The sequence below is a fragment of the Phenylobacterium sp. genome, assembly GCF_030698145.1.
Classification (GTDB): Bacteria; Pseudomonadota; Alphaproteobacteria; order Caulobacterales; family Caulobacteraceae; genus Phenylobacterium.
In genome coordinates this window covers 22,607-48,448 of record NZ_JAUYNW010000023.1, presented here as the reverse complement: position 1 = coordinate 48,448, position 25,842 = coordinate 22,607, and the positions used below count along the sequence as shown (strand labels likewise).

At 70.2% G+C, this 25,842-nt stretch carries 28 protein-coding genes and 1 pseudogene; 14 read left to right on the top strand and 15 right to left on the bottom strand.

The window, feature by feature from the left end:
- The 3 genes and pseudogenes from Q8Q77_RS02780 to Q8Q77_RS02770 all read left to right on the top strand — a co-directional run.
- A pseudogene (locus Q8Q77_RS02780) lies at positions 1–1,294 on the top strand (aldehyde dehydrogenase family protein); the annotation flags it as partial.
- 206 nt (positions 1,295–1,500) lie between these two features.
- Positions 1,501–3,054, top strand: coding sequence for a long-chain-fatty-acid--CoA ligase (locus Q8Q77_RS02775; protein ID WP_305580945.1), 1,554 nt, complete (start codon positions 1,501–1,503; stop codon positions 3,052–3,054).
- Positions 3,055–3,076: 22 nt separating this feature from the next.
- Entirely contained in the window at positions 3,077–4,012 is a 936-nt protein-coding gene (locus tag Q8Q77_RS02770; RefSeq protein ID WP_305580943.1) for an alpha/beta hydrolase, read from the top strand.
- Positions 4,013–4,182: 170 nt separating this feature from the next.
- On the opposite strand, the gene Q8Q77_RS02765 is transcribed toward Q8Q77_RS02770, so the two are convergent.
- On the bottom strand, positions 4,183–5,445 hold the full coding sequence (locus Q8Q77_RS02765; protein WP_305580941.1) for an adenosylmethionine--8-amino-7-oxononanoate transaminase: 1,263 nt from the start codon (positions 5,443–5,445) through the stop codon (positions 4,183–4,185).
- Positions 5,446–5,520: 75 nt separating this feature from the next.
- Between Q8Q77_RS02765 and bioF the strand changes: the two genes are divergently transcribed.
- Both bioF and bioD read left to right on the top strand, forming a co-directional pair.
- Entirely contained in the window at positions 5,521–6,672 is a 1,152-nt protein-coding gene (bioF, locus tag Q8Q77_RS02760; RefSeq protein WP_305580939.1) for an 8-amino-7-oxononanoate synthase, read from the top strand.
- 2 nt (positions 6,673–6,674) lie between these two features.
- Positions 6,675–7,331: a dethiobiotin synthase gene (bioD, locus tag Q8Q77_RS02755; protein WP_305580937.1), complete on the top strand. Its 657-nt coding sequence runs from the start codon at positions 6,675–6,677 to the stop codon at positions 7,329–7,331.
- Between the two features lie 16 nt (positions 7,332–7,347).
- Here bioD and Q8Q77_RS02750 read toward each other — a convergent pair whose 3' ends face one another.
- The 5 genes from Q8Q77_RS02750 to Q8Q77_RS02730 form a co-directional block, all read right to left on the bottom strand.
- Positions 7,348–7,662: a hypothetical protein gene (locus Q8Q77_RS02750; protein WP_305580935.1), complete on the bottom strand. Its 315-nt coding sequence runs from the start codon at positions 7,660–7,662 to the stop codon at positions 7,348–7,350.
- A 71-nt stretch (positions 7,663–7,733) separates the two neighbouring features.
- A complete protein-coding gene (nhaA, locus tag Q8Q77_RS02745) occupies positions 7,734–8,918 on the bottom strand; it encodes a Na+/H+ antiporter NhaA (RefSeq protein ID WP_305580933.1) in 1,185 nt (394 codons plus the stop codon).
- A 35-nt stretch (positions 8,919–8,953) separates the two neighbouring features.
- Positions 8,954–9,724 (bottom strand): hypothetical protein, encoded by a 771-nt coding sequence (locus Q8Q77_RS02740; protein WP_305580931.1) that lies wholly within the window; start codon positions 9,722–9,724, stop codon positions 8,954–8,956.
- A gap of 48 nt (positions 9,725–9,772) precedes the next feature.
- A complete protein-coding gene (locus tag Q8Q77_RS02735; RefSeq protein ID WP_305580929.1) occupies positions 9,773–10,489 on the bottom strand; it encodes a hypothetical protein in 717 nt (238 codons plus the stop codon).
- Complete coding sequence (locus Q8Q77_RS02730; RefSeq protein ID WP_305580927.1) at positions 10,486–11,007, bottom strand: RNA polymerase sigma factor; 522 nt, start codon at positions 11,005–11,007, stop codon at positions 10,486–10,488. The genes Q8Q77_RS02735 and Q8Q77_RS02730 overlap by 4 nt, the downstream gene beginning before the upstream one ends.
- 129 nt (positions 11,008–11,136) lie before the next feature.
- On the opposite strand from Q8Q77_RS02730, the gene Q8Q77_RS02725 reads away from it, so the two are divergent.
- Positions 11,137–12,348, top strand: a complete 1,212-nt coding sequence (locus tag Q8Q77_RS02725) for a S8 family serine peptidase (protein ID WP_305580925.1) — start codon at positions 11,137–11,139, stop codon at positions 12,346–12,348.
- A 26-nt stretch (positions 12,349–12,374) separates the two neighbouring features.
- Here Q8Q77_RS02725 and Q8Q77_RS02720 read toward each other — a convergent pair whose 3' ends face one another.
- Positions 12,375–12,722: a hypothetical protein gene (locus tag Q8Q77_RS02720; protein ID WP_305580923.1), complete on the bottom strand. Its 348-nt coding sequence runs from the start codon at positions 12,720–12,722 to the stop codon at positions 12,375–12,377.
- 123 nt (positions 12,723–12,845) lie between these two features.
- On the opposite strand from Q8Q77_RS02720, the gene Q8Q77_RS02715 reads away from it, so the two are divergent.
- Positions 12,846–14,261 (top strand): protein adenylyltransferase SelO, encoded by a 1,416-nt coding sequence (locus tag Q8Q77_RS02715; protein WP_305580921.1) that lies wholly within the window; start codon positions 12,846–12,848, stop codon positions 14,259–14,261.
- Here Q8Q77_RS02715 and Q8Q77_RS02710 read toward each other — a convergent pair.
- Genes Q8Q77_RS02710 through Q8Q77_RS02700 form a run of 3 tightly spaced genes read right to left on the bottom strand, consistent with a single transcriptional unit; the run spans position 14,258 to position 16,619 of the window.
- Positions 14,258–15,157: a DMT family transporter gene (locus Q8Q77_RS02710; protein ID WP_305580919.1), complete on the bottom strand. Its 900-nt coding sequence runs from the start codon at positions 15,155–15,157 to the stop codon at positions 14,258–14,260. The two genes, Q8Q77_RS02715 and Q8Q77_RS02710, sit on opposite strands and share 4 nt — an antisense overlap.
- The gene (gluQRS, locus tag Q8Q77_RS02705; RefSeq protein ID WP_305580917.1) at positions 15,150–15,980 is read right to left on the bottom strand and encodes a tRNA glutamyl-Q(34) synthetase GluQRS; all 831 of its coding nucleotides are present in this window, start codon (positions 15,978–15,980) and stop codon (positions 15,150–15,152) included. The genes Q8Q77_RS02710 and gluQRS overlap by 8 nt, the downstream gene beginning before the upstream one ends.
- A gap of 9 nt (positions 15,981–15,989) precedes the next feature.
- Complete coding sequence (locus Q8Q77_RS02700; protein ID WP_305580915.1) at positions 15,990–16,619, bottom strand: TetR/AcrR family transcriptional regulator; 630 nt, start codon at positions 16,617–16,619, stop codon at positions 15,990–15,992.
- Between the two features lie 779 nt (positions 16,620–17,398).
- Here Q8Q77_RS02700 and Q8Q77_RS02695 point away from each other — a divergent pair.
- On the top strand, positions 17,399–17,959 hold the full coding sequence (locus Q8Q77_RS02695; protein WP_305580913.1) for an HNH endonuclease: 561 nt from the start codon (positions 17,399–17,401) through the stop codon (positions 17,957–17,959).
- Here Q8Q77_RS02695 and Q8Q77_RS02690 read toward each other — a convergent pair.
- The 5 genes from Q8Q77_RS02690 to Q8Q77_RS02670 are packed head-to-tail and all read right to left on the bottom strand — an operon-like array spanning position 17,956 to position 20,533.
- Positions 17,956–18,219 carry a DUF1294 domain-containing protein gene (locus tag Q8Q77_RS02690; RefSeq protein WP_305580911.1) on the bottom strand — a complete coding sequence of 88 codons (264 nt, stop codon included), beginning with the start codon at positions 18,217–18,219 and terminating at the stop codon, positions 17,956–17,958. The genes Q8Q77_RS02695 and Q8Q77_RS02690 overlap by 4 nt on opposite strands.
- Positions 18,216–18,851, bottom strand: a complete 636-nt coding sequence (locus Q8Q77_RS02685) for an N-acetyltransferase (protein ID WP_305580909.1) — start codon at positions 18,849–18,851, stop codon at positions 18,216–18,218. Before Q8Q77_RS02685 ends, Q8Q77_RS02690 begins: the two co-directional genes overlap by 4 nt.
- A complete protein-coding gene (locus Q8Q77_RS02680) occupies positions 18,848–19,411 on the bottom strand; it encodes a demethoxyubiquinone hydroxylase family protein (RefSeq protein WP_305580908.1) in 564 nt (187 codons plus the stop codon). The genes Q8Q77_RS02685 and Q8Q77_RS02680 overlap by 4 nt, the downstream gene beginning before the upstream one ends.
- Positions 19,408–19,923: a disulfide bond formation protein B gene (locus Q8Q77_RS02675; RefSeq protein ID WP_305580906.1), complete on the bottom strand. Its 516-nt coding sequence runs from the start codon at positions 19,921–19,923 to the stop codon at positions 19,408–19,410. Before Q8Q77_RS02675 ends, Q8Q77_RS02680 begins: the two co-directional genes overlap by 4 nt.
- Positions 19,924–19,957: 34 nt before the next feature.
- Positions 19,958–20,533, bottom strand: coding sequence for a YqaA family protein (locus Q8Q77_RS02670; RefSeq protein WP_305580904.1), 576 nt, complete (start codon positions 20,531–20,533; stop codon positions 19,958–19,960).
- 110 nt (positions 20,534–20,643) lie between these two features.
- Here Q8Q77_RS02670 and hppD point away from each other — a divergent pair, with 110 nt between their 5' ends.
- The 6 genes from hppD to Q8Q77_RS02640 are packed head-to-tail and all read left to right on the top strand — an operon-like array spanning position 20,644 to position 25,667.
- Positions 20,644–21,753 carry a 4-hydroxyphenylpyruvate dioxygenase gene (gene hppD, locus Q8Q77_RS02665; protein ID WP_305580902.1) on the top strand — a complete coding sequence of 370 codons (1,110 nt, stop codon included), beginning with the start codon at positions 20,644–20,646 and terminating at the stop codon, positions 21,751–21,753.
- Positions 21,754–21,756: 3 nt separating this feature from the next.
- The gene (locus Q8Q77_RS02660; protein WP_305580900.1) at positions 21,757–22,740 is read left to right on the top strand and encodes an isoaspartyl peptidase/L-asparaginase family protein; all 984 of its coding nucleotides are present in this window, start codon (positions 21,757–21,759) and stop codon (positions 22,738–22,740) included.
- Entirely contained in the window at positions 22,741–23,874 is a 1,134-nt protein-coding gene (locus Q8Q77_RS02655; RefSeq protein ID WP_305580898.1) for a homogentisate 1,2-dioxygenase, read from the top strand.
- A gap of 17 nt (positions 23,875–23,891) precedes the next feature.
- On the top strand, positions 23,892–24,170 hold the full coding sequence (locus tag Q8Q77_RS02650) for a hypothetical protein (protein ID WP_305580896.1): 279 nt from the start codon (positions 23,892–23,894) through the stop codon (positions 24,168–24,170).
- A gap of 1 nt (position 24,171) precedes the next feature.
- Entirely contained in the window at positions 24,172–25,179 is a 1,008-nt protein-coding gene (locus Q8Q77_RS02645; RefSeq protein WP_305580894.1) for a fumarylacetoacetate hydrolase family protein, read from the top strand.
- A complete protein-coding gene (locus Q8Q77_RS02640) occupies positions 25,176–25,667 on the top strand; it encodes a MarR family winged helix-turn-helix transcriptional regulator (RefSeq protein WP_305580892.1) in 492 nt (163 codons plus the stop codon). Before Q8Q77_RS02645 ends, Q8Q77_RS02640 begins: the two co-directional genes overlap by 4 nt.
- Positions 25,668–25,842 lie beyond the last annotated feature (175 nt).

Genomic DNA, 25,842 nt, shown 5'->3' with positions numbered 1-25,842 from the left:
GGCCGCCCGCGCCGCCTTCCCGGCCTGGAGCCAGACCACCCGCGAGGAGCGCCTGGAAGTCCTGGGCCGCATCCTGGCCGAATATCAGAAGCGCTTCGGCGACCTGGCCACCGCCGTGACCGAGGAAATGGGCGCCCCCGCCAACCTCGCCCAGCGCGCCCAGGTTCCGATCGGCATGGGCCACCTGGCCACCGCCGTGGAAGTGCTGAAGACCTTCAAGTTCGAGGAAGACCGCGGCCCGACGATGATCGTCAAGGAGCCGATCGGCGTCTGTGGGTTCATCACCCCCTGGAACTGGCCCCTGAACCAGATCGTCTGCAAGGTGGCCCCGGCCATCGCGACGGGCTGCACCATGGTGCTGAAGCCTTCGGAAGTCGCCCCGTTCTCGGGCCACATCTTCGCTGAGATCATGCATGCCGCGGGCGTTCCCGCCGGCGTGTTCAACATGGTCCAGGGCGACGGCCTCGGCGTCGGCGTCCCGCTCTCCAGCCACCCCGAAGTGGACATGGTCTCCTTCACCGGCTCCACCCGCGCCGGCATCGAGGTGGCCAAGAACGCCGCCCCGACCGTCAAGCGCGTGGCTCAGGAACTGGGTGGGAAGAGCCCCAACATCGTCCTCGACGACGCCGCCTTCGCCAAGGGCGTGGGCCGTGGCGTGGCCACCATGATGACCAACTCCGGTCAGTCCTGTAACGCGCCGACCCGCATGCTGGTCCCCAAGGGCCGCATGGACGAAGCCATCGCCGTGGCCCGCGAGGCGGTCTCCACCGTCACCGTCGGCGACCCGAACGGCAACAGCCAGCTGGGTCCCGTGGTCTCCGAGATCCAGTTCAACAAGATCCAGTAGCTGATCCAGGCCGGCAGCGACGAGGGCGCGACCCTGGTCTCCGGCGGCGTCGGCCGCCCGGAGGGCCTGGACAAGGGCTACTATGTGAAGCCCACCGTCTTCGCCAACGTCACCAACGAGATGACCATCGCCAAGGAAGAGATCTTCGGCCCCGTGCTGTCGATCCTCGGCTATGAGACCCTCGACCAGGCCATCGAGGTCGGCAACGACACCGAGTACGGCCTGGCCGCCTACGTCAACGGCGCCGACCTGGCCAAGGCCCGGCAGGTAGCCTCCAAGCTGCGCGCCGGCCAGGTGTCGATCAACGGCGGCGGCGGCGACATGATGGCCCCCTTCGGCGGCTACAAGATGAGCGGCAACGGGCGCGAGTGGGGCGACTACGCCTTCCACGAGTTCCTGGAGACCAAGGCCATGCTCGGTTACGCGCCGAAAGTCGCTGCGGAGTAGATCGGAACGCAAATCCTCCCCCAGCGCGCAGCGCGATCTGGGGGAGGTGGCGCGTCGCCCTTATCGGCGACGTGACGGAGGGGGCTGAAGCCCACAAGAAGGATTCAAAGTCCCCCTCAGTCGCCTTGCGGCGACAGCTCCCCCAGAAGGGGAGCATCTTGGTGGCTCCACGGCGAACGGGTCGCGGAGCGGAGGTGGGAGGATCGATGTCCCAGGGCATCACATGCGTCGCCGACGTCGCGCGCCACCATGCGCTTGCGCGGCCCGAGGCCCAGGCCCTGTGGTTCGAGGGCGAGGCGATCAGCTACGCCCAGTTCGACGCCCTGTCCTCGCAATGCGCCCAGGCCCTGCTGGGCGCCGGCGTCCAGGCCGGCGACCGGGTGGGGACGCTCGCCAAGGGAAACGCCGACTTCTTCGTCCTGTGGTTCGGCTGCCTGAAGATCCGCGCCTGCCTGACGCCGGTGAACTGGCGCCTGGCCCCGCCGGAGATCGCCTTCATCCTCAAGGACGCCGGGTGCAAGCTGCTGGTCGTGGGGCGCGACTACGCCGAAACCCTTGCGGGTCTCGACCTGCCCGACCTCTCGACCGTCATCCAGTTCGAGCCGGGCCATCCTGAGCGGCAGGGCTTCCGCGCGTGGATCGGGGCCCATCCGGCGATCGATCCCAAGCTGGCGGCCCTCCCGGACGACGACGTCATCCAGCTCTACACCTCGGGCACCACCGGCCTGCCCAAGGGCGTGCAACTCACCGAGACCAACTACCTGGCCAGTTTCGAGGGGGCGACGAAGGTCTGGGCGAAGTTCACGCCGGGCGACGGGGTGCTGGTCGCCATGCCCCTGTTCCACGTGGCCGGGGCCAATCTGGGCATGCTGTCGCTGATGCAGGGCGCACGCGCCGTGATCATGCGCGAGGTCGATATCGGCCTGCTGCTCGAGCTGATCGAAGAACACCGGATCAAGCACGCCTTCATGGCGCCGGCGATCATCAACATGGTGCTGCAGCACCCGGCCCAGGGCGAAGCCGACCTCTCCAGCCTGCGGCACATCTATTACGGCGCCTCGCCGATCTCCGAGGAGGTGCTGACCCGCGCTCAGGCGCGGTTCGGCGCGGACTTCATGCAGCTCTACGGCCTGACCGAGACGATCGGCGGCGGGACCTATCTGCCGCCGGAGGCCCACGATCCGGCGCTGGGCAAGCTGCGGGCCTGTGGCAAGCCCACCCCCGGCTACGAGATCCGCATCCGGCTGGACGGCCGCGACGCCGCTGTCGGCGAGGTGGGCGAGATCGAGATCCGTTCCAGCGGCATCATGAAGGGCTACTGGAACCGCCCCGAGGCCACCGCCGAGGCCATCTGTCCGCAGGGCTGGTTCCGCTCCGGCGACGCCGGCTATTTCGACGTCGACGGCTACCTGTTCATCCACGACCGGGTGAAGGACATGATCGTCTCGGGCGGCGAGAACATCTATCCGGCCGAGGTGGAGAACGCCCTGATGGGCCATCCCGCCGTCGCCGACGCCGCGGTGATCGGCGTGCCCGACGAGCGCTGGGGCGAGGCCGTGAAAGCCGTCGTGGTCCTGCGGCCGGGCGCGGAGGCCGACACCGCCTCGATCATCGAACACTGCCGCGGCCAGATCGCCGGCTTCAAGACGCCCAAGTCCGTGGACTATGTCGCCGTCCTGCCGCGCAACCCCTCGGGCAAGGTGTTGCGCCGCGAACTGCGCGACCCCTATTGGCAAGGCCGCACGCGCAACGTCGGCTGAGATTTCAGAGAAGGCATTCCCCATGGACCCGCACTTCAAGGCGATGATCGACGAACAGGCCGCCGCCGCGGCGGGCCAGGAGATGCCGCCCCTGGACGCCCTGCCGCCGGAGATGATCCGCGCCGGCTACCGGATGCAGCGCCAGGCCCAGAACCTGGGCGCGCCCAAGGACGTCACGGCCACCGACATCCAGGTGGATGGTGGAAACGGCCCGATCGGCGCGCGGCTCTACGTGCCCGCCGGCGCGGCGGCGACCACGCCGGGCCTAGTCTATTTCCACGGTGGCGGCTTCGCCATCGGCGACCTGGAGACCCATGACGGCCATTGCCGCCGGCTGGCGGCCTATTCCGGCTACCGTGTCCTGGCGGTCGACTACCGGCTGGCGCCCGAGCATCCGTTCCCGGCCGGTCACGACGACTGCCTGGCGGCCACGGAATGGGCCTTCGACCATGCCGCCGAGATCGGCTTCGACCCGGCCCGCGTCGCGGTGGGCGGCTGTTCGGCGGGGGGGAACCTGGCGGCCTCGATCTCCATCGACATGAAGCACGACCCCAAGCGCAGGCTGGCCTTCCAGCTCCTGCTCTATCCCGGCATCTGGCCCGACGTGGAGACCCAGTCTCGCAAGGACCTGGACGGCCCGATCCTGACCAAGGCGGCCATCGCCTGGTTCGACAAATGCCTGGCCGCCGTCGGCCATCCCCAGGAGCACCGCGCCAACCTGGGGTCCAAGGCCGACGTCGCCGGCACCCCGCCGGCCCTGGTGGTCACCGCCGGCTACGATCCGCTGAAGGACGAGGGCCGTGACTACGCCGCGCGCCTCAACGCGGCGGGCGTGACGGCCGCCCACGTCGAGTACAAGGACATGGTCCACGACTTCTACAGCATGGGCGATGTCTCCCCAGCCGTGGACGTGGCCACCAAGGAGACCGTGGCGGCGCTGAAGGCGGCGCTGGGGTAGGTATCAGTCCCAAGGGCATGCCAAACCCTCCGCTCATCCCGGCGAAGGCCGGGACCCAGATCTCAGGGATCAGTGGCGGATTGGATGGGTTCGCCGCCCCCAGAGCCCGCTTGAGAGTCTTTCCTTCTGGGTCCCGGCCTTCGCCGGGATGAGCGGTATTGGGTGCGAGCCTAACCGCAGACCACGCTTCGGATCGCCCCCGTCAGCCGCGTGAGCTCCTCGTCCGACGTCACGAAGGGCGGGGTCAGGTAGATGACCTTGCCCATCGGTCGGATCCAGCAGCCCAGCTCGGCGAACCTTGCGCACAGCGCGCCGACCGCGGCGGGTGCCTCGAACTCCACCACTCCGATGGCGCCATAGGTGCGGACATCGACCACGCCCTTCGCGGCCCGGCACGGTTCCAGGCCCTCGGTCAGCGCCGCGTTGATCCGCGCCACGTCGGCCTTCCAGGTCCCGGTCTCGAACAGGTCAAGGCTGGCGTTGGCCGCGGCGCAGGCCAGCGGATTGCCCATATAGGTCGGGCCGTGCATCAGGGCCGCGCCGGGGTCGTCCGACCAGAACGCCTCGAAGACCGGCTTGCGCGCGATGGCGGCCGACAGCGGCAGGGTCCCGCCGGTCAGGGCCTTCGACAGGGTCACGATGTCGGGGACCACGCCTGAGCCGCTGCAGGCGAACAGGTCGCCGGTGCGCCCGAAGCCCACGAAGATCTCGTCGAAGACCAGCAGCACGCCGTGCTTGTCGGCCAGCCGGCGCAGGGTGCGCAGCACCTCGTCGTCGTGGAACAGCATGCCGCCGGCGCCCTGGACCCGGGGCTCGACGATGATGGCGGCGATCTCCGCGCCCTTGGCGGCCAGCAGGGCGTCGAGCGCGGCTTCGGAGGCCGCGTCGCTCGGCAGGGCGGCGATATGCTGGGCGGGCATGACGCCTGCGAACAGGCCGTGCATCCCCTCCTCGGGGTCGCAGATGGTCATCGTGGCCAGGGTGTCGCCGTGATAGCCGCCGAGGAAGCTGAGGAACCGCGTGCGGCCCTCCACGCCGCGGTTGATCCAGAACTGCAGGGCCATCTTCATGGCGATCTCGACGGCCACCGAACCGCTCTCGGCGAAGAACACATGGTCCAGGTCGCCGGGCAGCAGGGCCGCCAGCCGCGTCGCCAGCCGATAGGCCGGCTCATGGGCCAGGCCGCCGAACATCACATGCGGCGCCCGCTCCAGTTGGGCGGTCACGGCGGCGCGAATATGCGGGTGATTATAGCCGTGGCAGGCGGTCCACCACGAGGCGATGCCGTCCACCAGCTCGCGGCCGTCCTCAAGAATGATCCGGGCGCCCTGCGTCCGCGCCACGGCCAGGGGCGGGGGGGCGGTCTTCATCTGGCAGTAGGGGCGCCAGACGTGGGCGGCGCCCGTGGTCATCCAGTCCGGCTGCGGCGCCATGCGTTCTCTCCCCAACCTCGAAGGTGACGAGCGCGCTTTAGCCCAGGGCCAACCTCGTGCATACCGCGTCGCGCCATGACCGACAGTCTCACCGCCTTCGCCCAGGACAAGCTCGCCGCCCTGGAGTCTCGCAGCCTGCGGCGCACCCTGGCGCCCACCCACCGCCTGGACGGCCTCTGGGTCCAGCGGGGCGGGCGGCGCCTGCTCTCCTTTTCCTGCAACGATTATCTCAACCTCTCGCACCATCCGGCGGTGAAGGCCGCCGCGATCCGGGCGGTGGAGGAACACGGGGTCGGGGCGGGGGCCTCGCGCCTGGTGACGGGCGACCATCCGCTGTTCGGCGAACTTGAGGGCCGGCTGGCGGCGCTGAAGGGCTACGAGGCCGCCTGCGTGTTCGGCTCGGGCTACCTGGCCAACAGCGGCATCATCCCGACGGTCATGGGCGTGGGCGACCTGATCCTGGTCGACGAACTAGCCCATGCCTGCATCTGGGCGGGCTCGCAGCTTTCGGGCGCCCAGGTGGTGGCCTTCGCGCACAACGACATGGCCGATCTCGCCGCCAAGCTTGGCGAACACCGTCGCGGAGCCAAGCGCGCCCTGATCGCCACCGACGGTGTGTTCTCCATGGACGGGGACCTGGCGCCTCTGGACGAGATCAGCGTCCTGGCCAGGGCCCATGACGCCTGGCTGATGGTCGACGACGCCCACGGCCTGGGCGTGGTGGGCGTGGGCCGCGGCGCGGCGGCCATGTTCCCCGGCGCGCGGGTTGACCTGGCCATGGGGACCTTTTCCAAGGCCATCGGCGGCTACGGCGCCTATGTCTGCGCCAGCGCCCCGGTGATCGACCTGCTCAAGACCCGCGCCCGGACCCTGGTCTATACGACCGGCCTGCCGCCCGCGAACGCCGCGGCCGCCCTGGCGGCCCTCGACATCATCGCCGCCGAGCCCGAGCGGGTGGCCGCGCCCCTGGCCAAGGCCCGGCGTTTCACCCGCGCGCTCAACCTGCCCGAGGCGACCAGCGCCGTGGTCCCCATCGTCATCGGCGAGGCCGCCGCCGCCCTGGCCGCCGCCGCGGCGCTGGAGGCCCAGGGCTTCCTGGCCATCGCTATCCGCCCCCCGACCGTACCGGCCGGGACAGCGCGCCTGCGCCTGGCCTTCACCGCCGGCCACCCGGACGCCGAGATCGACCGCCTGGCCGCCGCCATCCGTCCGTTGATCGGAGCCTGAGCATGCGCGGTCTCTCGATCGCAGGCGCCCACACCGACGTGGGCAAGACCTATGTGGCCTGCGCCCTGATCCGCGCCGCCGTCGCCCAGGGCCGCAGGGTGGGCGTGCAGAAGCCGGTGGTGAGCGGCTTCGATCCCGACGACTGGGGCGAGAGCGATCCGGGCCGCCTGCTGCGCGCCCTGGGCCTTGCGCCCACCGAGCTCCTGTTGGACGCCGTCTCGCCGCTGCGGTTCCGCGCCCCACTGTCGCCGCCCATGGCCGCCCGGGCCGAGGGCCGCAGCCTGGTCTACGCCCAGGTGATCGAGGCCTGCCGCCCGTTCCTGGGCGACACCCAGGCCGACCTGAAGATCTTCGAAGGCGCCGGCGGGATCATGTCCCCGATCGCCGAGGACGGCCTCTGCGCCCATCTTCACGCCGAGGCGGGGCTGCCGGCGGTGCTGGTCGGCGGGTCGTATCTGGGATCGATCAGCCACACCCTGACGGCCATCGCAGCCCTGGAAGGCTTCGGCGTCCCAATCCACGCGGTGGTGATCAGCCAGAGCGCCGACCCCGAGGCCCCGGACTTCGACCAGACCGTCGAGAGCGTCAGCCGTTTCGCGGGCCGGCCCGTGGTCGCCGCCCGCCGGGGCGAGGAACGTTGGGCCCGCGACCTGCTCTAGGCCTCGCCGGCGCGGTTCATCCGCATTTGCGCTCTTCCTTGTATTCGCCGCCGCTGGTGCGCTCGCGCTTGGTCTCGCAGCGACCGTCCTTGATCTCCTCCTTCCAGCTCCCGTCGGCCTTGCGCTCGAATTTCGAGACGCCGTCGCGGTGCTTGATCTCTTCCTTGTATTCGCCGGGCTTTCGCTCGCGCTTCACGTCGCTGCGCCCGTCCTTGTACTCGTAGACCCACTCGCCATTGGATTTCCGGTCGAATGTCTCCACGGGCTGGGCGTGAGCGGCGGCGGCCGTGAGCGATACGGCGAGGCCGGCGGTGACAAACAGGCGTCTCATGGGGCGACTCCAGTTGCGTTCGCCCTGAAGATCGCGCGGCCAGCCTGAACCTGTCCTGAACCTGGCGGCGGCTAGTCCTCGGCGTTGCGCCGGCCTTGGGCCACGCCCAGCACCGCCATCCCGACCAGGACCGACAGCAGCGATCCGACCACGACGCCGATCCGCACCTGCGTCTGCGCCGCCATGTCGCCGGCGTCGAACGCCAGCCCGCCGATGAACAGGCTCATGGTGAAGCCGACGCCGCAGAGCAGCGAGACGCCGTAGAGCTCCAGCCACTTCGTGCCCGTGGGCCGCCGGGCGATCTTCAGGCCGATGGCCAGGGCGCCGATCCCGAACACGCCGATCTGCTTGCCGACGAAGAGGCCCAGCGCGATGCCCAGGGGCACGGGGCCGAACAGGGCGTCGAGTGACAGGCCCTTGAACGAGAACCCCGCCGCGGCGAAGGCGAACAGCGGCAGGATCAGGAAGGCCACATAGGGGTGCATGCTCTCCATGAAGTGCTTGAGCGGCCCCTCGTGGCCCGGCTTGCGCGGATCGATGGGGATGGTCATGGCCGCCGCGACCCCCGCCAGCGAGGTGTTGACCCCGCTCTTCAGGGTGAAGGCCCAGGCGAGCGCGAAACAGGCGGCGTAGAACAGGTAGGGCGCGGTCTTCCAGCGCGACATCAGCGCCATCAGCGCGACCGCCGCCGCCGCGCCGCCCAGGGCGTAGAGATTGACCTTGGCGGTGAACAGGATGGCGATCAGGGCCACGGCGCCCAGGTCGTCGGCGATGGCCAGGGTCAGCAGGAAGACCCGCAGGGCCGGCGGAAGCCTGGGTCCCACCACGGCCAGGGCGGCCAGGGCGAAGGCGATGTCGGTGGCGACCGGCGTCGGCCACCCCTGGGGTGCGCCGCCGGCGCCCAGATTGAGCGCCAGGTAGATCGCCGCCGGGGCGGCCATGCCGCCGATCGCCGCCAGCACCGGCAAGGCCAGGCGGCGGGGATTCGAGAGCTCTCCGCGCAGCAGCTCGTACTTGATCTCCAGCCCGACGACGAAGAAGAAGATCGCCATCAGCCCGTCCTTGATCCACTTCAGGACGGGTTTGGTCTCGTGGAAGGCGCCGATCTGGATGGTGATCGGGTGGCCGATGAAGCTGAAATAACCCTCGGACCAGGGGGAGTTGGCCAGCAGGATCGCCAGCAGGGCCGCGCTCGCCAGGATTACGCCCGAGGCCGCTTCAGTCCTCAGGAATTCGAGCGTGAATTTGCGCGCCATGGCCCCCGGTTAGCATGGCCGTGCGGAGGCGGGCATCAGTTTCGCACGCTCGGCGCGCGATCCGTCACGCCGAGGCTGCGCCGCAGGGACAGTCCGAAGCCCAGGTCGGAGCTCGCCCCGGTAAGCCCCGTCACCAGGTAGGCGTCGAGCCGGACCGACGGCGAGATGGACCCGCCGGCGAAGACCGAGATCTCCGCCTGGGGGGCCAGGCCGGGGATGGTGGACTGCCGCGCGTCGAGGCTGGCGCCGAGCACGCCGTCGGCGCCGACCAGGCGCAGAATCGAGACGCCCGCGCCCACCGGGTCGCGCAGCCCGGCCACGTCCGTGGCCCGGTAGTTGAGGTTCACCGCCAGCAGGAAAGGGTCGGCGTCATAGCCGAGCTCAAGGCCGGCGAAGAGGTCGCTTGAGCCTGCGCCGAGGCCTTCGTCGGGATCGGCGGTCGGCAGGGTCGCGCCGCCGCTGAGCGCGATCCAGCCCGGCCAGGTCGGAGCGGTCCGGCTCCAGCTCCCGCCGAGCGACAGATCGGTGAACCCATCGCGGCGCGCATCGTCAGAGGCGCGTGGGGCGAAGACCTCGCCGTCCGGGGCCGTGATCCCGGCAGGGCCCTCGATCACCGCATAGGCGCCGCCCGCGCTGAGCGTCAGGTCGCCCAGGTCGAGATCGATGGAGATCGGCGCCAGAAGGGCGCTGGTCTCGGTGTCCAATCCGTAGTCGCCCGACGACCAGTCCAGACCGGAGGAGATGGAGACCTCCATCGGTTCGCACGGCGTCGCCGCCAGTATCGCCGCCAGCATCCATCCATTCATGTCGCGCCCTCCCGCCTGTACCGGGAGAAGACGCGCGGCGGCGGCCGGCTATTCCCTTGAGCTTGGCGAGATCGGCCAACCGGCCTCGATCAGGGCGCGCTCGGCCTCGCGGCCCAGGGGGTCTCCGGCACCCAGGGCGTCGACCGCGGCCTGGACGGCGACCGGCTCGGGACTGGCGGCGGTTGCGAAACCGCCTTTGGGCGCCGCGACGGCGGGGGCCAGCACCAGCAGCCGCCAGCCGTCGTCCTCGCGGCAGGCCGCGCCCTCCAGCACCGAGGCCCGCCCGGTGACACGAAACCCGCGGCAGGTCCGGCCGTCGGCGGCGCGCAGGGTGTATTGCGGCGAGACGGCGAGGCCGCCGCCGGCCTTCGACTCACCGCTGGGCGTGGCGTCGAGCGCGGCCTTCAGCGCCCCGCGCGCCGCCATGCCGGCCTTGACGTCGACCAGGGCGGGCCCGGTCTGGGCGGTCATCACGCCGAGCCCTAGGGCCAGTCCCGCGATCCCGGCCGCCAAGGCGGTGGGCAGGGTCCATCGGCCGGCCTGCGTCCGGTCCACATGTCGCCGCGCGGCGTCCAGCAGGCCCGGCGGGACCGGCGGCGCGTGGGCCGTCGCGGCGTCGCTCACCAGGGCGCGGACGGCGCGGAAGCGTTCCACCCGGGCGCGCAGGACGGGGTCATGGGCGATGGCGTCGGCGACCTCCCGGGACGCCTCGGCGTCCAGTTCGCCATCGGCGAAGGCCATCAAGGTCTCGTCATCGAGGATCATCCGCCGGCTCCTTGGGCGAGCGGTGCGTCCTCCGGGCCCAGCAGCCGTTCGGCCAGGGCGCGCCGGGCGCGGGCCAGGCGGCTCATGACCGTACCGATGGGGATCTCAAGCGCCGTGGCCGCCTCGTGATAGGTGTAACCCTCCACCAGGACCAGGGTGGCGATCTCCTTCTGGCCGGGCGGCAGGGTGGCGAAGGCCGCCAGCGCCTCTTGGCCTTGCATGCGTAGGTCCTCCTTCTCGTCATGGCCGGGGCCGAGCATCGCCGGATCGACCGCCACGTCGCGCACCCGGCGGCGGCGCAACTGGTCCAGCCAGATGTTGCGCGCCACCCGGATCACCCAGGCTTCCAGATGAGCGCCCTCGGAGAGCTCACGGCGATGTATGAGGGCGCGCTCCAGGGTCGCCTGGGTCACGTCGTCGGCGTCGGCGCTCGCGCCGGTCAGCATCCAGGCGAACCGGTGCAGGCGCGGGATCAGCGCCGTCAGCCGGGTCTCGATGTCGTCTCCGCGTGCCGCCACTGAGCCTCCCCTGCCATGTTGGCCGGGCGCTAAAGCTATTGTTACGCTGTCCGGCCGGAATATGCGCACCCCCAAAGACGTCTCAGGAGGCGTGTCTATTCCCGCGCCCCTGCGATCGGAGTCCGTTCCTTGCGCTGGCCGGCCTGCCTTGTCCTCGCCCTGGTGCTGACCGCGCCGCCGCTCGCGCTCGCCCAGCGCGGGCCGGCGGCGCGTCCGCCCGCGGGCATGGTCGAGCGGCCGATGCGTCCCTCCCTCGAGCGCTTCCCAACTCGGGGTGTGGAGGTCGACCGTGTAGCGACCGAGCGCGAAGCGGCGCGCAGACGCACCCAGGCCGCTGTCGAGGCGGCCTATGAGCGCGACCCGAGGGGCGCCTGGTTCCGGCGGGGCGAAATCGTGGTCGCCGCGGCCGACGCGGGCGCCGCTGAGGCGGCCCGGGCGCTTGGCCTGCGCGAGACCAGCCGGGCCGAGCTTCCCGCGGCGGGCCTGATCCTGATGACGTTCCAGGCGCCGGAGGGCGTACAGACCCAGGCGTTGTTCGAGGCCCTGCGCGCCGCGCGCCCGGACGACGCCATCGATCTGAACTTCGTCTACGTGTTCCAGGCCGCGCGGCTGGCCGGCCCGTCCGGGCCCGTCCCAGTCCCGGCGCCGTCGACGCCCGGGCCGGCTCGGATCGGGGCGATGATCGATTCCGGCCTGCCGGCGGGCCATGCGGCGCTTGAGGGGGTGCGGGTGGTGACCGCGCGGTTCTCAGCCGGCCCCGCCAGGACCAGCGCCCACGCCCTGGCGGTCGCCGCGGTCTATGCCCGGGCCGCCGGCGGCCCGGGCCTGACGCTGCTGGCCGCCGACGCGGCGGAATCCGGGCCCCTGCCAGGCGCGGCGGTCAGCGCCATCGCCCGCGGCGCGGACTGGGCGGCGAGCAGCGGGGCCCGGGTGATCAATGTCAGCCTGACCGGCCCGCCCAACACGGCCCTGGCGGCGGTGATCGAGCGGCTCACCCGCCGAGGCGTGGTGATCGTGGCCGCCGCCGGCAACGAGGGACCCCACGCCCGAGCGCCGTTTCCCGCGGCCCTGCCCGGGGTGATCGGGGTGACGGCCGTCGACGCGCGCTTGCGGATATGGCGACGGGCCACCCAGGGCGAGCATGTGGATTTCGCGGCGCCCGGCGTCGACGTCGGCGCGGCCGGAGGGCGCTGGACCGGGACTTCGATGGCCGCGCCGGTGGTGGCCGGGCGGCTGGTGGGCGGCCAGGTCACGCCAGACGAACTGGCGCGGCGGGCGACGGACCTGGGCGTGCCGGGCCGCGATCCGGTCTACGGCCACGGCTTCGTCGCCCCTCGCTGAGCGGCGACGAAGCCGTGGACGAGACGTCAGCCCGCTGGGCGCGGGGCGACGGGGGCGATCATGGGGCCGCGCGTGGTGACGTCCGGCCGTCCGCCGGGATGATCGCCGAACACCCGGCGGCAGACCGGGGGCGGTGCGCCCGGCCCGAAACAGGCGTTGCGCAGGCGGGCCCGCAGATTGCCGTCGTGATCAGGTCGATCCGGCCGGATGTGGCGCCGGTCGATCGGTGCGACCTGAACCCGATCCAGGTCGACGGCGGGTCGGGCGGTGGCGAGGGGCCGGGCGACGCCGCCGCGATCCTGCGCGATGGCGGGGGAAGCGCCGAGCGCGAGGGTCAGGGCCAGGATCGTCGAGCTGGTTCGAATGGCATTCATGGGTTGCTCCTTCGTGGCGGCGCCGCCCGAATCGGGGAGGTCGCCGTGCCAGGAAGACGCGCGGGCCAACGTGTCTATTCCCTCGCGCTTGCGCATGGGGGCGCCCTGCGCCATCAGAATGTCATGCCCGTCTCCCCGGCCTACCGCCCCGATCCGCATGTCCAGGAGCTGGGACCCGATTTCGCCGACCCGGTGGCCGCCGCCGACTTCCCCATGACCCTGCTGCGGTTTCGCAACGACCGCGCCGCCGCCAGCGTGGGCCTCGAGACCCTGACCGACGAGGAATGGGTCGCCCATTTCGGCCGCTTCCAACCTCTGCCGGGCAATCTCGAGACGCCCCTGGCCCAGCGTTATCACGGCCACCAGTTCCGCGTTTACAACCCCGACCTCGGCGACGGGCGGGGCTTCACCTTCGCTCAGATGCGCGAGGCCGGAAGCGGCCGCCTGTTGGAACTTGGGACCAAGGGATCGGGCCAGACACCCTGGTCGCGACAGGGCGACGGGCGGCTGACGCTCAAGGGCGGGGTGCGCGAGGTGCTGGCCACCGCCATGCTGGAGGCCCTGGGCGTCCCCACCTCGAAGTCCTTCTCCCTGATCGAAACCGGCGAACCACTGACGCGCGGCGATGAGCCGAGCCCGACGAGGTCGTCGGTCCTGGTGCGGCTTTCGCACAGCCATGTCCGCTTCGGCAGCTTCCAGCGGCACGCCTTCCACCAGAAGCCGGAGCGCATCACCGCCCTCGTCGACCATGTGGTCGAGCTCTACTATCCGGAGCTCGGGAACGCGCCGGACCGCGCCGCCGCCCTGCTGGGCGCCGTGGTCGCCCGCGCCGCGACCCTGACTTCGCGCTGGATGGCCGCGGGCTTCGTCCACGGGGTGCTCAACACCGACAACATGAACATCACCGGCGAGAGCTTCGACTACGGGCCCTTCCGGTTCCTGCCGCGGAACGATCCCAATTTCACCGCCGCCTATTTCGACTCAGCCGGGCTCTATTCGTTCGGCCGCCAGCCGGAGACGGTGTTCTGGAACCTGCAGCAGCTGGCCGGTTGCCTGTCGCTGGTGACCGCGCAGGAGCCGCTGGCCGAGGCGCTGAACGGCTTCGGACCTGCCTATCGCGAGGCCCTGGCCGCCGCCATGCTGTCGCGGCTGGGCCTGCGGCGCCGTTCGACCGAGGAGGATGCGGCCCTGGTCAATTCGGCGTTCCGGGCGATCTCGGTCGGCGGCGAGCGGCTGCGCTGGGAGCCGTTCTTCTTCGACTGGTTCTGCGGGGCCGGGGAACGGGCGCTGTCCGGCCCGCGAGGCGACATCTATGCGGACGAGGGCTTCGCCGACTTCCGCCAACTGCTGAAGGCCTACGCGGTCGAGCGGCCCGAACGCCTGGAAGCGGCCTACTTCGCGCAACCGGAGCCCGAAGAGCTGCTCTATGACGAGATCGAGGTGATCTGGGGCCACATCGACGCGCGCGACGACTGGGCCCCGTTCCACGCCAAGCTGGCCGCCATCGAGACCGCGCGCCGCGCCTACGCCCTGGCCTAGGTCTGGGCGAGCGCCTTGGGCCGTGAGGCCATCTGCGCCAGGACGACGCCGGCGAGCGCGATCCCGGCGCCCAGGGCCTGGACCGGGCCCAGGGCCTCGGCGAACAGCATCCAGCCGAGGATGGCGGCGACCACGGGTTGGACGAGCACCACCACCGAAGCCGTAGCGGCGGGCAGCCGGCCCAGCGCCCAGGCGATGGAGCCCTGGCCGGCCACGTGCATGACCCCCAGCGCCACGCAGGCGGCCCAGCCGCCGGCTGTCGCGGGCAGCAGGTCCTCGCCGAGCAGGAGGGCCGCGGCGAGCAGCAGGGGCGCGCTGGCCATGCCCGACCAGAACATGATCCGCGTCGCGCCCGCCGTGCGCCGGGCCGCGCTGATCGCCAGGAAATAGAAGGCGTACCAGACCGCCGTCAGCAGCGAGAAGGCGTCTCCCAGCGGCGGGTTGGTTCCGGGCGCGTGGGCGCCGCGGCCCACGGCCATCAGCCAGGCCCCGCCGACCGCGAGCGCCACCGCGGCCACGAAGAGATTGCGCGGCCGCTGCTTGAAGACCAGCCACGCCACAGCGGTCACCACCACCGGCGTGAGGTTGGTCAGCACCGTGGCGTTGGCCACCGAGGTGAAGGCGATGCCGTAGTGCCAGAAGCTCAGGTCGAGGGCGAAGGCGACCCCGGCCAGCAGGGCCAGGCGTGGCGCGCCACCTACTCCGCCGTCGGTCTTCTGGGCCATCAGCGCCAGCAAGGGCAGGGCGAAGGCCACCCGCCAGAACCCCACCGCCGCCGGACCGGCGTCGGCCAGGCGCACGAGGATGGGCGCGAGCCCGATCACCGCGGCGCCGATCACCAGCACGGCGAGCGCCTTCAGGTGGCCGGTGTCGGATGTGGCCGACGCGTCAGTCAAAGCCCAGCTCCCGTCGCAACGCCTGGGGCGTCATGCCGCCAGCCCTCAATTCCGCCAAGGTCTGCGCGCGGTCGCGCTTGGCGTAACGCCTGCCGTCCGGGCCGCTCAGCAGGGCATGATGGCGATAGACCGGGGCGGGCAGGTCCAGCAAGGCCTGCAGCAGGCGCTGGACGTGGGTCGCCTCGAAGAGGTCGGCCCCACGGATCACGTGGTTGATCCCCTGCAAGGCGTCGTCGACCACCACCGCCAGGTGATAGGCCACGCCTACATCCTTGCGCGCCAGCACCACGTCGCCGCCCAGGCCCGGATCGGCCGGGATGCGTCGGCCCTGGCTTTCCTCGAGGAAGTCCAGGGATCCGAAGCCGCCCAGCGCGCGCTCGGCGGCGTCCAGCGACAGCCGCCAGGCGAAGGCTTCGCCGGCCGCCAGGCGCGCGGCTTCCTCGTCCTGGGGCAGCGGGCCGCCGCGCCAGATCTCCATGGCCCCGTGGGGTGCGCGGGCGATGTCGGCGGCGATCTCCCGGCGGGTGCGGAAGCAGCGGTAGGTCAGGCCGCGCGCGGTCAGGCGCTCGAGCGCCGCCTGATAGTCGGCCAGGTGTTCGGATTGGCGGCGCACCGGCTGTTCCCAGGCCAGGCCCAGCCAGGCCAGGTCCTCGAGGATGGCGGCCTCGAACTGCGGCCGGCAGCGGGTGGCGTCGATGTCCTCGATGCGCAGGATGAAGCGCCCGCCGGCCGCCCGCGCCGCCGCATGGGCGGTGAGCGCCGAGAAGGCGTGGCCGCGATGCAGCAGGCCGGTGGGGGAGGGGGCGAAGCGGGTGACGAACACCCGTGAGACTTAGCGGCGCCGGGCGGCGGCGAAAATGCCCAGGTGTTGGAAGGTGGCGCGGATGAAGGCCTCTTCCCCGCCCAGGGCGACCTTCAAGTGGTCGAACATCTTGAAGCTGATCATCTCGGCCATGCCGTGGGCCGCGCACCAGGCGGCGTTGGTGGCCAGCTCCAGGTCGATCTCGTTGCTCACGTCGGCGCCGGCCTCGATGAAGGTGTCGCGCACCTGGCAATAGGCGCTGTCATCTTGCATGTGGGCGTGGTCGGGGAGCGCTTCCTTGTCGCGGGAGGAATCGTACATCACCCGGTAGAGCGCCGGATTGGTCTGGGCGAAACGGACATAGGACACGCCCAGACCGGTCAGCTTGTCCTGGATGGTGGTCGCCTCGGCCTTGGCCTTGGCCATCTGGGCGTTCAGCATGTCCCAGCCCTCGTGGGCCACGGCGTCCAGCAGTTCGCCCTTGTCCTTGAAGTGGTGATAGGGCGCGGCCGGACTGACCCCGGCCTCGCGGGCCACCGCGCGCAACGACAGCGCCGTGGGTCCCTCGGACTCCAGCAGGCGGCGGGCGGCGTCGATCAGCGCGCGGCGCAGATCGCCGTGGTGATAGGGGCGGTTCTCGGCGGCGACAGTTTCTCTCATCGGGGTCACTCTAAATCTGAATCTGGACGGCGTAAAGATCATCTTGACGGCGTTCAGATCGATGTTATCTTAGCATTGTTCAAATAAGAAACGCCCCCGCTCCCCCGGGGTTCAAACTGAAAGGTGTGTGTCATGTCTCTCGCTGGTCTTACCTCATTCGAACGGTTCTTCGACCGGATCGCCCCCGCGTTCCTACTGGTCCTGGGCCTTGGTGTCGCCGCCGCCACCGCGGCCCTCGGCGCCTAACCTCCCCAACCCTGTCCAACGATGGAAGGGGGCCTTCGGGCCCCCTTTTTATTTGTCCCAGCTCCCCTGATCGAGCCTATACGTTTTCTAATAGCTTACAGTGTAAAATGTATCTGTACATCGCTTAGATGGATGGTATCTTAGCGTTGTCCAGATGGACAGGGAGCCGGCGCCGCCGGGACCCGAACCCAAAAAAGGAATGTCGCCATGTCTGCTCTTTCGAACCTCGGCCGCTTCTTCGACGCCACCGTCGCCGTCGCCTTCGTCCTCATCAGCCTGAGCCTCGCCGGCGCCACCGCGGTCGTTGGCGTCTGATGCCCGCCGAACCCGCCCCGTCCACGGCCTGAATTGCGCGCCGTGTGACGGGGTGATGCGCTCCAGTCATGGAGCTGTCTCGAAATCTGCCCTATAATTCGCGTGTCGCCAGAATCGCCATCGGGAGATTCGAGGACGACCAGATCGCGAAAGGGGGCCCGTCTTCAGTCTCTACGCGTACGCCATAGGCGCGAGCCCGCGCCGACGGAGGTCCGGCCATGCAGGTGCTTAGCCACCCGCCGTCCGGCTGGCCCTGTCTCGTGCTGAACGCCGATTTCCGGCCCCTCAGCTACTATCCGCTGTCCCTCTGGCCCTGGCAGGAGGTGATCAAGGCGGTGTTCCTCGACCGGGTCGACGTGGTCTCCACCTATGACCACGAGGTCCATTCCCCCTCCTTCGCCATGCGCCTGCCCAGCGTCGTCTCGCTGAAGCACTACGTGCCCCAGGATCGGCCGCCGGCCTTCACCCGCTTCAATCTGTTCCTGCGCGACGCCTTCGTCTGCCAGTACTGCCGGGCGGGCGAGGACCTCACCTTCGACCACGTGGTGCCGCGCTCGCGGGGCGGGCGGACGACCTGGGAAAACATCGTCACCGCCTGCGCCCGCTGCAACCTGCACAAGGGCGGGCGCACGCCGCACGAAGCCCACATGCACCCGTTCCACAAGCCGAGGCGGCCGACCGCCCACGAGCTGCAGGATCGCGGCCGCAAGTTCCCGCCCCACCACCTGCACCAGAGCTGGCTCGACTACCTCTACTGGGACATCGAGCTGGAAGCCTAGCCGGGCGCCAAGGCGATGTAGCCGGCCGCGGCGACCTGCACCGCGAGAATTCCGTACAACCACATCTCGAACGGCTGCTTGCGGGTCTTATGCCGAAAGGCGTGCTGGGCGGCGATGGCGCCGGGGGCGCCGCCGAGGACCGCCAGGGTCAACAAGGTTCGCTCCGGGATGCGCTGGACGCCGCGCTCGGCGCACGACTTGTCCCAGCCCATGGCCGCGAAGGCGGTGAGGTTGATCAGGACCAGGTAGAGCAGGATCACCGGGGCTCGCGCCACATGGCCCACATCACCGGCGAGTCCGGCGTCGGCTGGATCTCGCGGGTCACCTCGAAGCCGTGGCGGCGGTAGAGCGGCACGTTGGCCGGGCTGGAGCTTTCCAGATAGGCGGGCAGGCCCACGGCGTCGACGCGCTGCAGCCCCGCGGCCAGCAGCCGCGAACCGACGCCCAGGCCCTGAGCCTGCGGGCGCACCCCCAGGAACCACAGATAGGCGTGGGCGCGTTCCATGGGGTGATGGTTGTCCATGGCCGCGCGCATGGCCGACATCCGCGAGAGCCGCGCGAAGCCGGTGGCGGCCAGGATGGTCGGGATCACCCGCAGCTCCTCGAGGAAGGAGCCGGGGCCCAGGTTCTCAGACGGCAGCCAGATCGACGCTGCGCCGCCGCTGCCCGGGCGCAGGACCTCGCCGTCGGCCAGGGCCATTCCGACCAGGCGCTTGAAGAGCCTGAGCCTTGCGGGCTCGCGCCGGGCGTCGTCGCGCATGAACCAGTCGAACATCGGATCGGTGGCGAAGGCGGCGGAAAGGTCGTCGGCCACGGCGGCGAGGTCGGCCGCACCGGCACGCACCGGCGTCTCCGAGCCCCGGCGCAGGGCGGTGATCTCGTCCTGCGTCACAGTTTTTCGCTGATCTTGATGGCCGCACGGCAGCCGGCGCGGATCACGGCGGCGAGCACCGGATAGCCCGGGGCCTCGCGGGCGCCTTCCTCCAACGCCTGGTCGCGATGGGCCAGCTCCTCGTCGCGGAACTTCGAGAGCTCGGCGGCCAGTTCCGGCTCGCGGCTCTCCAGCTCGGCGATCTGGCCGGCGTAGTGTTCCTCGATCACGGTCTCCACGGCTTCGGTGCAGGCGTGGGCGGCCTTGTCGCCCAGCAGGGCCGTGCCGGCGCCGAGCGCGAAGCCCGCCACCCGCCACAGGGGGGTCATGATCGTCGGCCGCACGCCCCGCTCGGTCAGCAGCTTGTCGAACCGCGCCAGGTGGACGGCCTCGTGGCCCTCCATCTCCTCGAGCTGGCCGGCGATCCGCTCATGGCCCGGGGCCTGGGAGAGCACGGCGCGCTGGCCGCGATAGATGTGCACGGCGCCCAGCTCGCCGGCGTGGTCCACGCGCAGGATCTCGGCCAGGCGGGCGCTCATGGCTCCGGCGCCGGGACGCGGGGGGATCGGCTTGGCGCTCATCGCTTGGCCCGTTCGTGGCGCACCGCCAGCAGGCTGAGGACCGTCAGCTTCAGCGAGACCAGGGCGTTCCATCCGGCCATGGACAGGCCCAGGAACACCCAGGCCGCCTCGTCGCAGGCCGGCGGCTTGATCTTGGCGCCGTTGAGCAGGGCGGCCATGTCGGCGGCGCTGACCGTTCCGCCCGAGCCGGCGCAGGTGCTGGGGCCGGGCCAGAACTTCCACTCGGCGCCGGCGTGATAGACCGCGACCCCGACGCCGACCGCGAAGATCAGGGCCAGCAGGGCGTTGAAGGCGGCGCGCCAACGCTCGCCCTTCGCCGTACGCACCACCAGCATCCCGGCCAGGGCCACCCCGGCGGCGACCCAATAGACCTCGCGGGCCCGCAGGCAGAGATTGCAGGGGGCCAGGCCGCCGAAGGTCTCGAAACCGTGGGCGATGGCCAGCATCAGCAGGGACGAGGCCAGGGCCGTGAGGCGCCAGCGCTCGAGGAAGGGGGAGATGAGACCGCTCATGACCGCCGATATGATCCTAAAACGGGCGCGGGCTCTACAGAAGCTTGAGCGCGACGAAGCCGCCCACCAACACGACCAGGCCGATGACGGTGTAGAGGGTCAGGCGCTTCTCCACCTCCTCCCGCACCGCCGGCCCGAAATACTTGATGAGGGTCGCCGCCAGGAAGAACCGCGCGCCCCGCGTCACCACCGAGGCCCAGACGAAGGTGAAGAACGAGAAGTCGGCCAGGCCCGCGGAGATCGTCACCAGCTTGTAGGGGATCGGGGTGAGGCCCTTGATCAGGATCACCCACAGGCCCCACTGCGCGAACCAGGCCTCGAAGGCGGCTTGGCCTCCGGAATTGCCGGTGACCATCAGCAGCCATTCGCCGACCGGGCCCAGGAAATGGCCGATCGTGTAGCCCAGCATCCCACCCAGCACCGAGGCCACGGTGCAGATCGTGGCGTAGACATAGGCCCGCTCCGGTCGCGCCAGCACCATGGGCGCCAGCATCACGTCGGGCGGGATTGGGAAGAAGGAGCTCTCGGCGAACGAAACCGCCGCCAGGCTTGCCGGGGCGTGGCGCGAGGCGGCCAGGTTCATGACCCAGTCGTAGGTTTTGCGAAGCATGGCGATCCGAAGGGGCGTTCAAACGTTTGCTACCAGTGAAGAGGGGGCTTGTCTCTGCCGGCGGCCTGGGGCATTTAGTTTCATCTGATACTATCGCTCGGAGCGCATCCATGACCACTGAAGTGAAGGGGCAGGGCGCCGCGTCGGGCGACCTGTTCGAGAATCCGCTGGGCACCGACGGTTTCGAGTTCGTGGAGTTCACCTCGCCCGAGCCCGAGCGGTTGAAGGGCCTGTTCGAGATGATGGGCTTCACGGTGGTCTCCAAGCACCGCTCGAAGAACGTGCTGCGCTTCCGTCAGGGCGACATCAACTTCATCCTCAACATGGAGCCGTCCGGCCAGGCCGCGGCGTTCCGCGAGGTCCACGGGCCGTCGGCCAACGCCATGGCCTTCCGCGTGAAGGACGCCGCCAAGGCGCTGAAGCTCGCCGTCGAGCGCGGCGCCAAGGCCGTGCAGGGCCCTGTCGGGCCGATGGAGCTGAACATCCCTGCCATCGAGGGGATCGGCGGTTCGAACCTCTATCTGGTCGACCGCTACGGAGCCCAGGAGATCTACGACGTCGACTTCCTGCCCATCGAGGGCGCGGCGGAGAAGGTGGCGAAGAACAGCGTCGGCCTGACCTATCTCGACCACCTGACCCACAATGTCGTGCGCGGCGGCATGGCCAAGTGGGCCGAGTTCTACGAGACGATCTTCAACTTCCGGGAGATCCGCTATTTCGACATCGAGGGCGCGCAGACGGGGCTGTTCTCCAAGGCCATGACCAGTCCCTGCGGCAAGATCCGCATCCCGCTGAACGAGAGCCAGGACGACCACTCGCAGATCGAGGAGTTCCTCAAGGACTACGGCGGAGAAGGCATCCAGCACGTGGCGCTCGGCGCCGACGACATCTACACGACCGTCGAGACGATGCGGGACCGGGGCGTCAAGTTCCAGGACACCATCGACACCTATTTCGACGGCATCGACGCGCGGGTCCCGGGTCACGGCGAGAACGTCAACCGCCTGCGCGCCGACCGGATCCTGCTGGACGGCGCCCCGACCGAGGGCCAGGGCATCCTGCTGCAGATCTTCACCGAGAACATGATCGGCCCGATCTTCTTCGAGATGATCCAGCGCAAGGGCAACGAAGGCTTCGGCGAAGGCAACTTCAAGGCCCTGTTCGAGTCCATCGAGCTGGACCAGATCCGCCGTGGGGTCCTGCCCGCCAAGGAGGGCTGAGCCTTGACCTCGCCGAACTGGGCCATCGCCGTCCACGGGGGCGCGGGAACGATCGAGCGCAGCCACCTGAAGCCCGCGCAGGAGGCGGCTTATCGCGCCGCCCTGGCGCGGGTGGCCGAGGCCGGCGGCGCGGTCCTGTGGGCCGGCGGCTCGGCGTTGGACGCCATCGAGGCGGCGATCCATCTGCTTGAGGACGACCCGCTGTTCAACGCGGGCCGTGGCGCGGTGTTCACCGCCCGGGGCGCCAACGAGCTGGACGCCTCGATCATGGACGGCGCGACCCTGGCGGCGGGCGCGGTGGCCGGGGTCACCCGCACGCGCCATCCGATCTCGCTGGCGCGGGCGGTCATGGAACGCTCGTCGCACGTGCTGCTGGTCGGCGCCGGCGCCGACGCCTTCTCCAAGGCCAACGGCGTCGAGCAGGCCGATCCGTCCTACTTCTTCACCGAGCGCCGCTGGCGCAGCCTCGAGAACTTCGCCAAGGCCCACGACCTGCCGGTTCCGCCCAGGCCGGTCGGCGAGCAGCGGCCCGATCCGGTCCACGAACTGGTCCATGACGAAGGCAAGTACGGGACGGTGGGCGTGGTCGCGCTCGACGCCCTTGGAAACGTCGCGGCCGGCACCTCGACGGGCGGGACCACGGGCAAGCAATGGGGTCGGGTCGGGGATTCGCCGATCATCGGGGCGGGGACCTACGCCTCCAACGCCGCCTGCGCCGTCTCGGCCACCGGCACCGGCGAGTACTTCATCCGCCTGGGCGTCGCCCACGAGATCGCCGCCCTGGTGGAGCACAAGGGGCTCAGCCTGCAGGCCGCGGCCGATATCGTGGTGCAGGACAAGCTGACGGCGCTGGGCGGTGACGGCGGGATCATCGCCGTGGCGCCTGACGGCCAGATCGCCTGGAGCTACAACACCTCGGGCATGTACCGCGCGAGCCTGGCCGCCGATCGGCCGCTGGTGGTCGCCATCTACAAGGACGAACCCTGAATGGCCCGCAACTGGATCCCGGTCCGCGCCGCGCAAGGAACCCACTCGCGCCAGGCCCACGCCGACATGCCGGCGGGCACTTATGAGCGGGAGATCTCGAAGGAGGGATTCTTCGGTCCCGCCGCCTTCATCCACCATCCGCGCCCGCCCACCGGCTGGAGCGATTTCGAGGGTCCGCTGCGCCCCCGCGCCTTCGACCTGGCCCGCCTGAACGAGGCCCAGGGCTCCCCCTGGGCCGCTCCGGTGATCCTCCAGAACGCCGCCTGCGAGATGCGCTTCTGGAAGCTTGCTGAGGCCATGCCGGGCCTGGCCCGCAATGCCGACGGCGACCAGCTGCTGTTCGTCCACCAGGGACGCGGCGACCTCTTCTGCGACTACGGCCATATCGCCTACGAAGCCGGCGATTATCTCTACCTGCCGCGGGGGACCATGTGGCGGCTTGAGCCTGCCGAGCCGACGGCGATCCTGATGATCCAGGCGACCAACAGCCACTTCAGCCTGCCCGACAAGGGCCTGCTGGGCGGCCACGCCCTGTTCGATCCGGCCATGCTGGACACGCCCGAACTGGACGAGGTCTTCAAGGCCCATCAGGCGCAGGACGGGCAGACCCGGGTCGCGGTCAAGAAGCGCGGCGAGGTCTCCACCGTCACCTATCCCTACAACCCACTGGACGCCGTGGGCTGGCACGGGGAGTTGGCGCCGGTGCGGCTCAACGTGCGCCACATCCGCCCGGTGGTGAGCCACCGCTACCACCTGCCGCCCAGCGTCCACACGACCTTCGTCGCCGACCGCTTCGTGGTCTGCACCTTCGCGCCCAGGCCCTTCGAGACCGATCCGGGCGCGCTGAAGGTACCCTTCTTCCACAACAACGACGACTTCGACGAGGTGCTGTTCTACCACGCTGGCGACTTCTTCAGCCGCGACCACATCGAGGCCGGGATGATGACCTTCCATCCGTCGGGCTTCACCCATGGGCCCCATCCCAAGGCGCTCAAGAACATGCTGAGCCAGCCCAAGGCCGCCACCGACGAGTACGCGGTGATGATCGACACCCGCGATCCGCTGGACGTGGGCGAGGCGGCCTCTACGGTGGAGAATCCGGACTACGTCAACAGCTGGCGCACGCCGGGTTGAACGCGAGCGTCCGAGCCATGGCGCAAGTCGACCTGAACGCCGATCTGACCGAAGCCGCCGAGGAGGAGCTGGAGCGCGCCTGCTCGCTTGGCCGGCGCGACATGGTGGCCTGCACCCCGTGGGGCGACACCTACGAGGGCTACACTCCGGCCGGCCGCGACGTCTGTTTCGAGCGCAATTATCTGTGGGTCGACGAGGCCGGCGGCGACATCTGCGTCGAGGTCGTGGTCTATTTGCCGGAGGCCTACGAACAAGGCGTGCGCCTGACACGCACCGTCGGCCAGGAGGAAACCTAGTATGAAGCTCGCTTCGCTCAAGTGGGGTCGTGACGGCCGCCTGGTCGTCGTCTCCAACGATCTCGCCTGGTGTGTCGAGGCGACCAATGTCGCGCCGACCCTGCAGGCCGCCCTCGACGACTGGGAACGCTGCGAACCGCTGCTGCGCGGCCTGGCCGAGGGCCTGGAGATCGGCTCGATCCCGCGGGTCCGCTTCCACGAGAAGGACGCCGAGAGCCCGCTGCCGCGCGCCTATCAGTGGGTCGACGGCTCGGCCTATGTGAACCACGTTGCCCTGGTGCGGAAGGCGCGCGCCGCCGACATGCCCGAGAGCTTCTGGACCGATCCCCTGATGTACCAGGGCGGGTCCGACGGCTTCCTGGCGCCGCGCGATCCGATCCCGCTGGCCGACGAGGCCTGGGGGTGCGACCTGGAGGCCGAGATCGCGGTGATCACCGGCGACGTGCCCCTGGGCGCCAGCCGCGAGGAGGCCCTGGCCGCCGTCCGCCTGGTCATGCTGGCCAACGACGTGTCCCTGCGCAACCTGATCCCCGCCGAGCTCTCGAAGAACTTCGGCTTCCTCCAGTCCAAGCCCGCCTCGGCCTTCTCGCCGGTGGCGGTGACGCCCGACGCACTGGGCGAAGCCTGGAAGGACGGCAAGCTGCACGGCGCGGTCGAGGTCGAGCTGAACGGCAAGCTGCTGGGCGAAGCCGACGCCGGGGTCGACATGACCTTCGACTTCGGGACCCTGATCGCCCACGCGGCCAAGACCCGCGCCCTGTCGGCCGGGACGGTGGTGGGCTCGGGGACGGTGTCGAATCGCGGTCCCGACGGTGGTCCAGGGAAACCTGTCGCCGAGGGCGGCGTCGGCTATTCCTGCCTCGCGGAGTTGCGGACGGTCGAAACCCTTGCCCACGGCGCGCCCAGCACGCCGTTCCTCAAGTCCGGCGACCGGGTCCGGATTGAGATGCGCGACGCACGCCGCCACACCATCTTCGGCGCCATCGAGCAGGAGGTCCAAGGGTCATGAGCGTGCGCTCCCAGCTTTCCGAGCCGCTCCCGGGCGAGCTGAAGCTGGACGCCTATCTGCCCTTTCGTCTCTCGGTCGCCTCCAACGCGGTCAGCCAGCTTATCGCGCGGGCCTACGAGGACCGGTTCGGCCTCAACATCCCGCAGTGGCGGCTGATCTGTGTGCTGGCCGAGGACGGCGGCCTGACCCAGGGCGCCATCGTCGCGCGCACGGGGATGGACAAGGTCACGGTCAGCCGCGCGGCCCAGGGCCTGACTGTCCGCCGGCTGATCGCGCGCAGCGACCACCATGCCGACGGCCGCTCCCACGTCCTGGCCCTGACGACCCAGGGGGCGGAGCTGCATACGGAGGTCGCGCCCTTGGCGCTGGCCTACGAGGCGGCGCTGATCGCGGGGCTGTCGCCCGACGAGGTGGCGCTGTTGAAACGGTTGCTGGGCCGCCTGCAGGGCGCGGCCGACGCGCTTTCGGGTGGGGTGACGAAGGGCTGAACGATCCATCCCCAAGTTGCTCGTCATCCTCGACCGAGCGGAGGGTGTCGCAGTGAAGGTTGCGGATCGATTGCCGCTCCCATCGACCACCTCGGCATTGGAGACTGTGGCGTCTGCGATCTGATAAGGATAGCGATGAATATCTTGGCTGAAACGTGCTCATTGTTGCGAACTG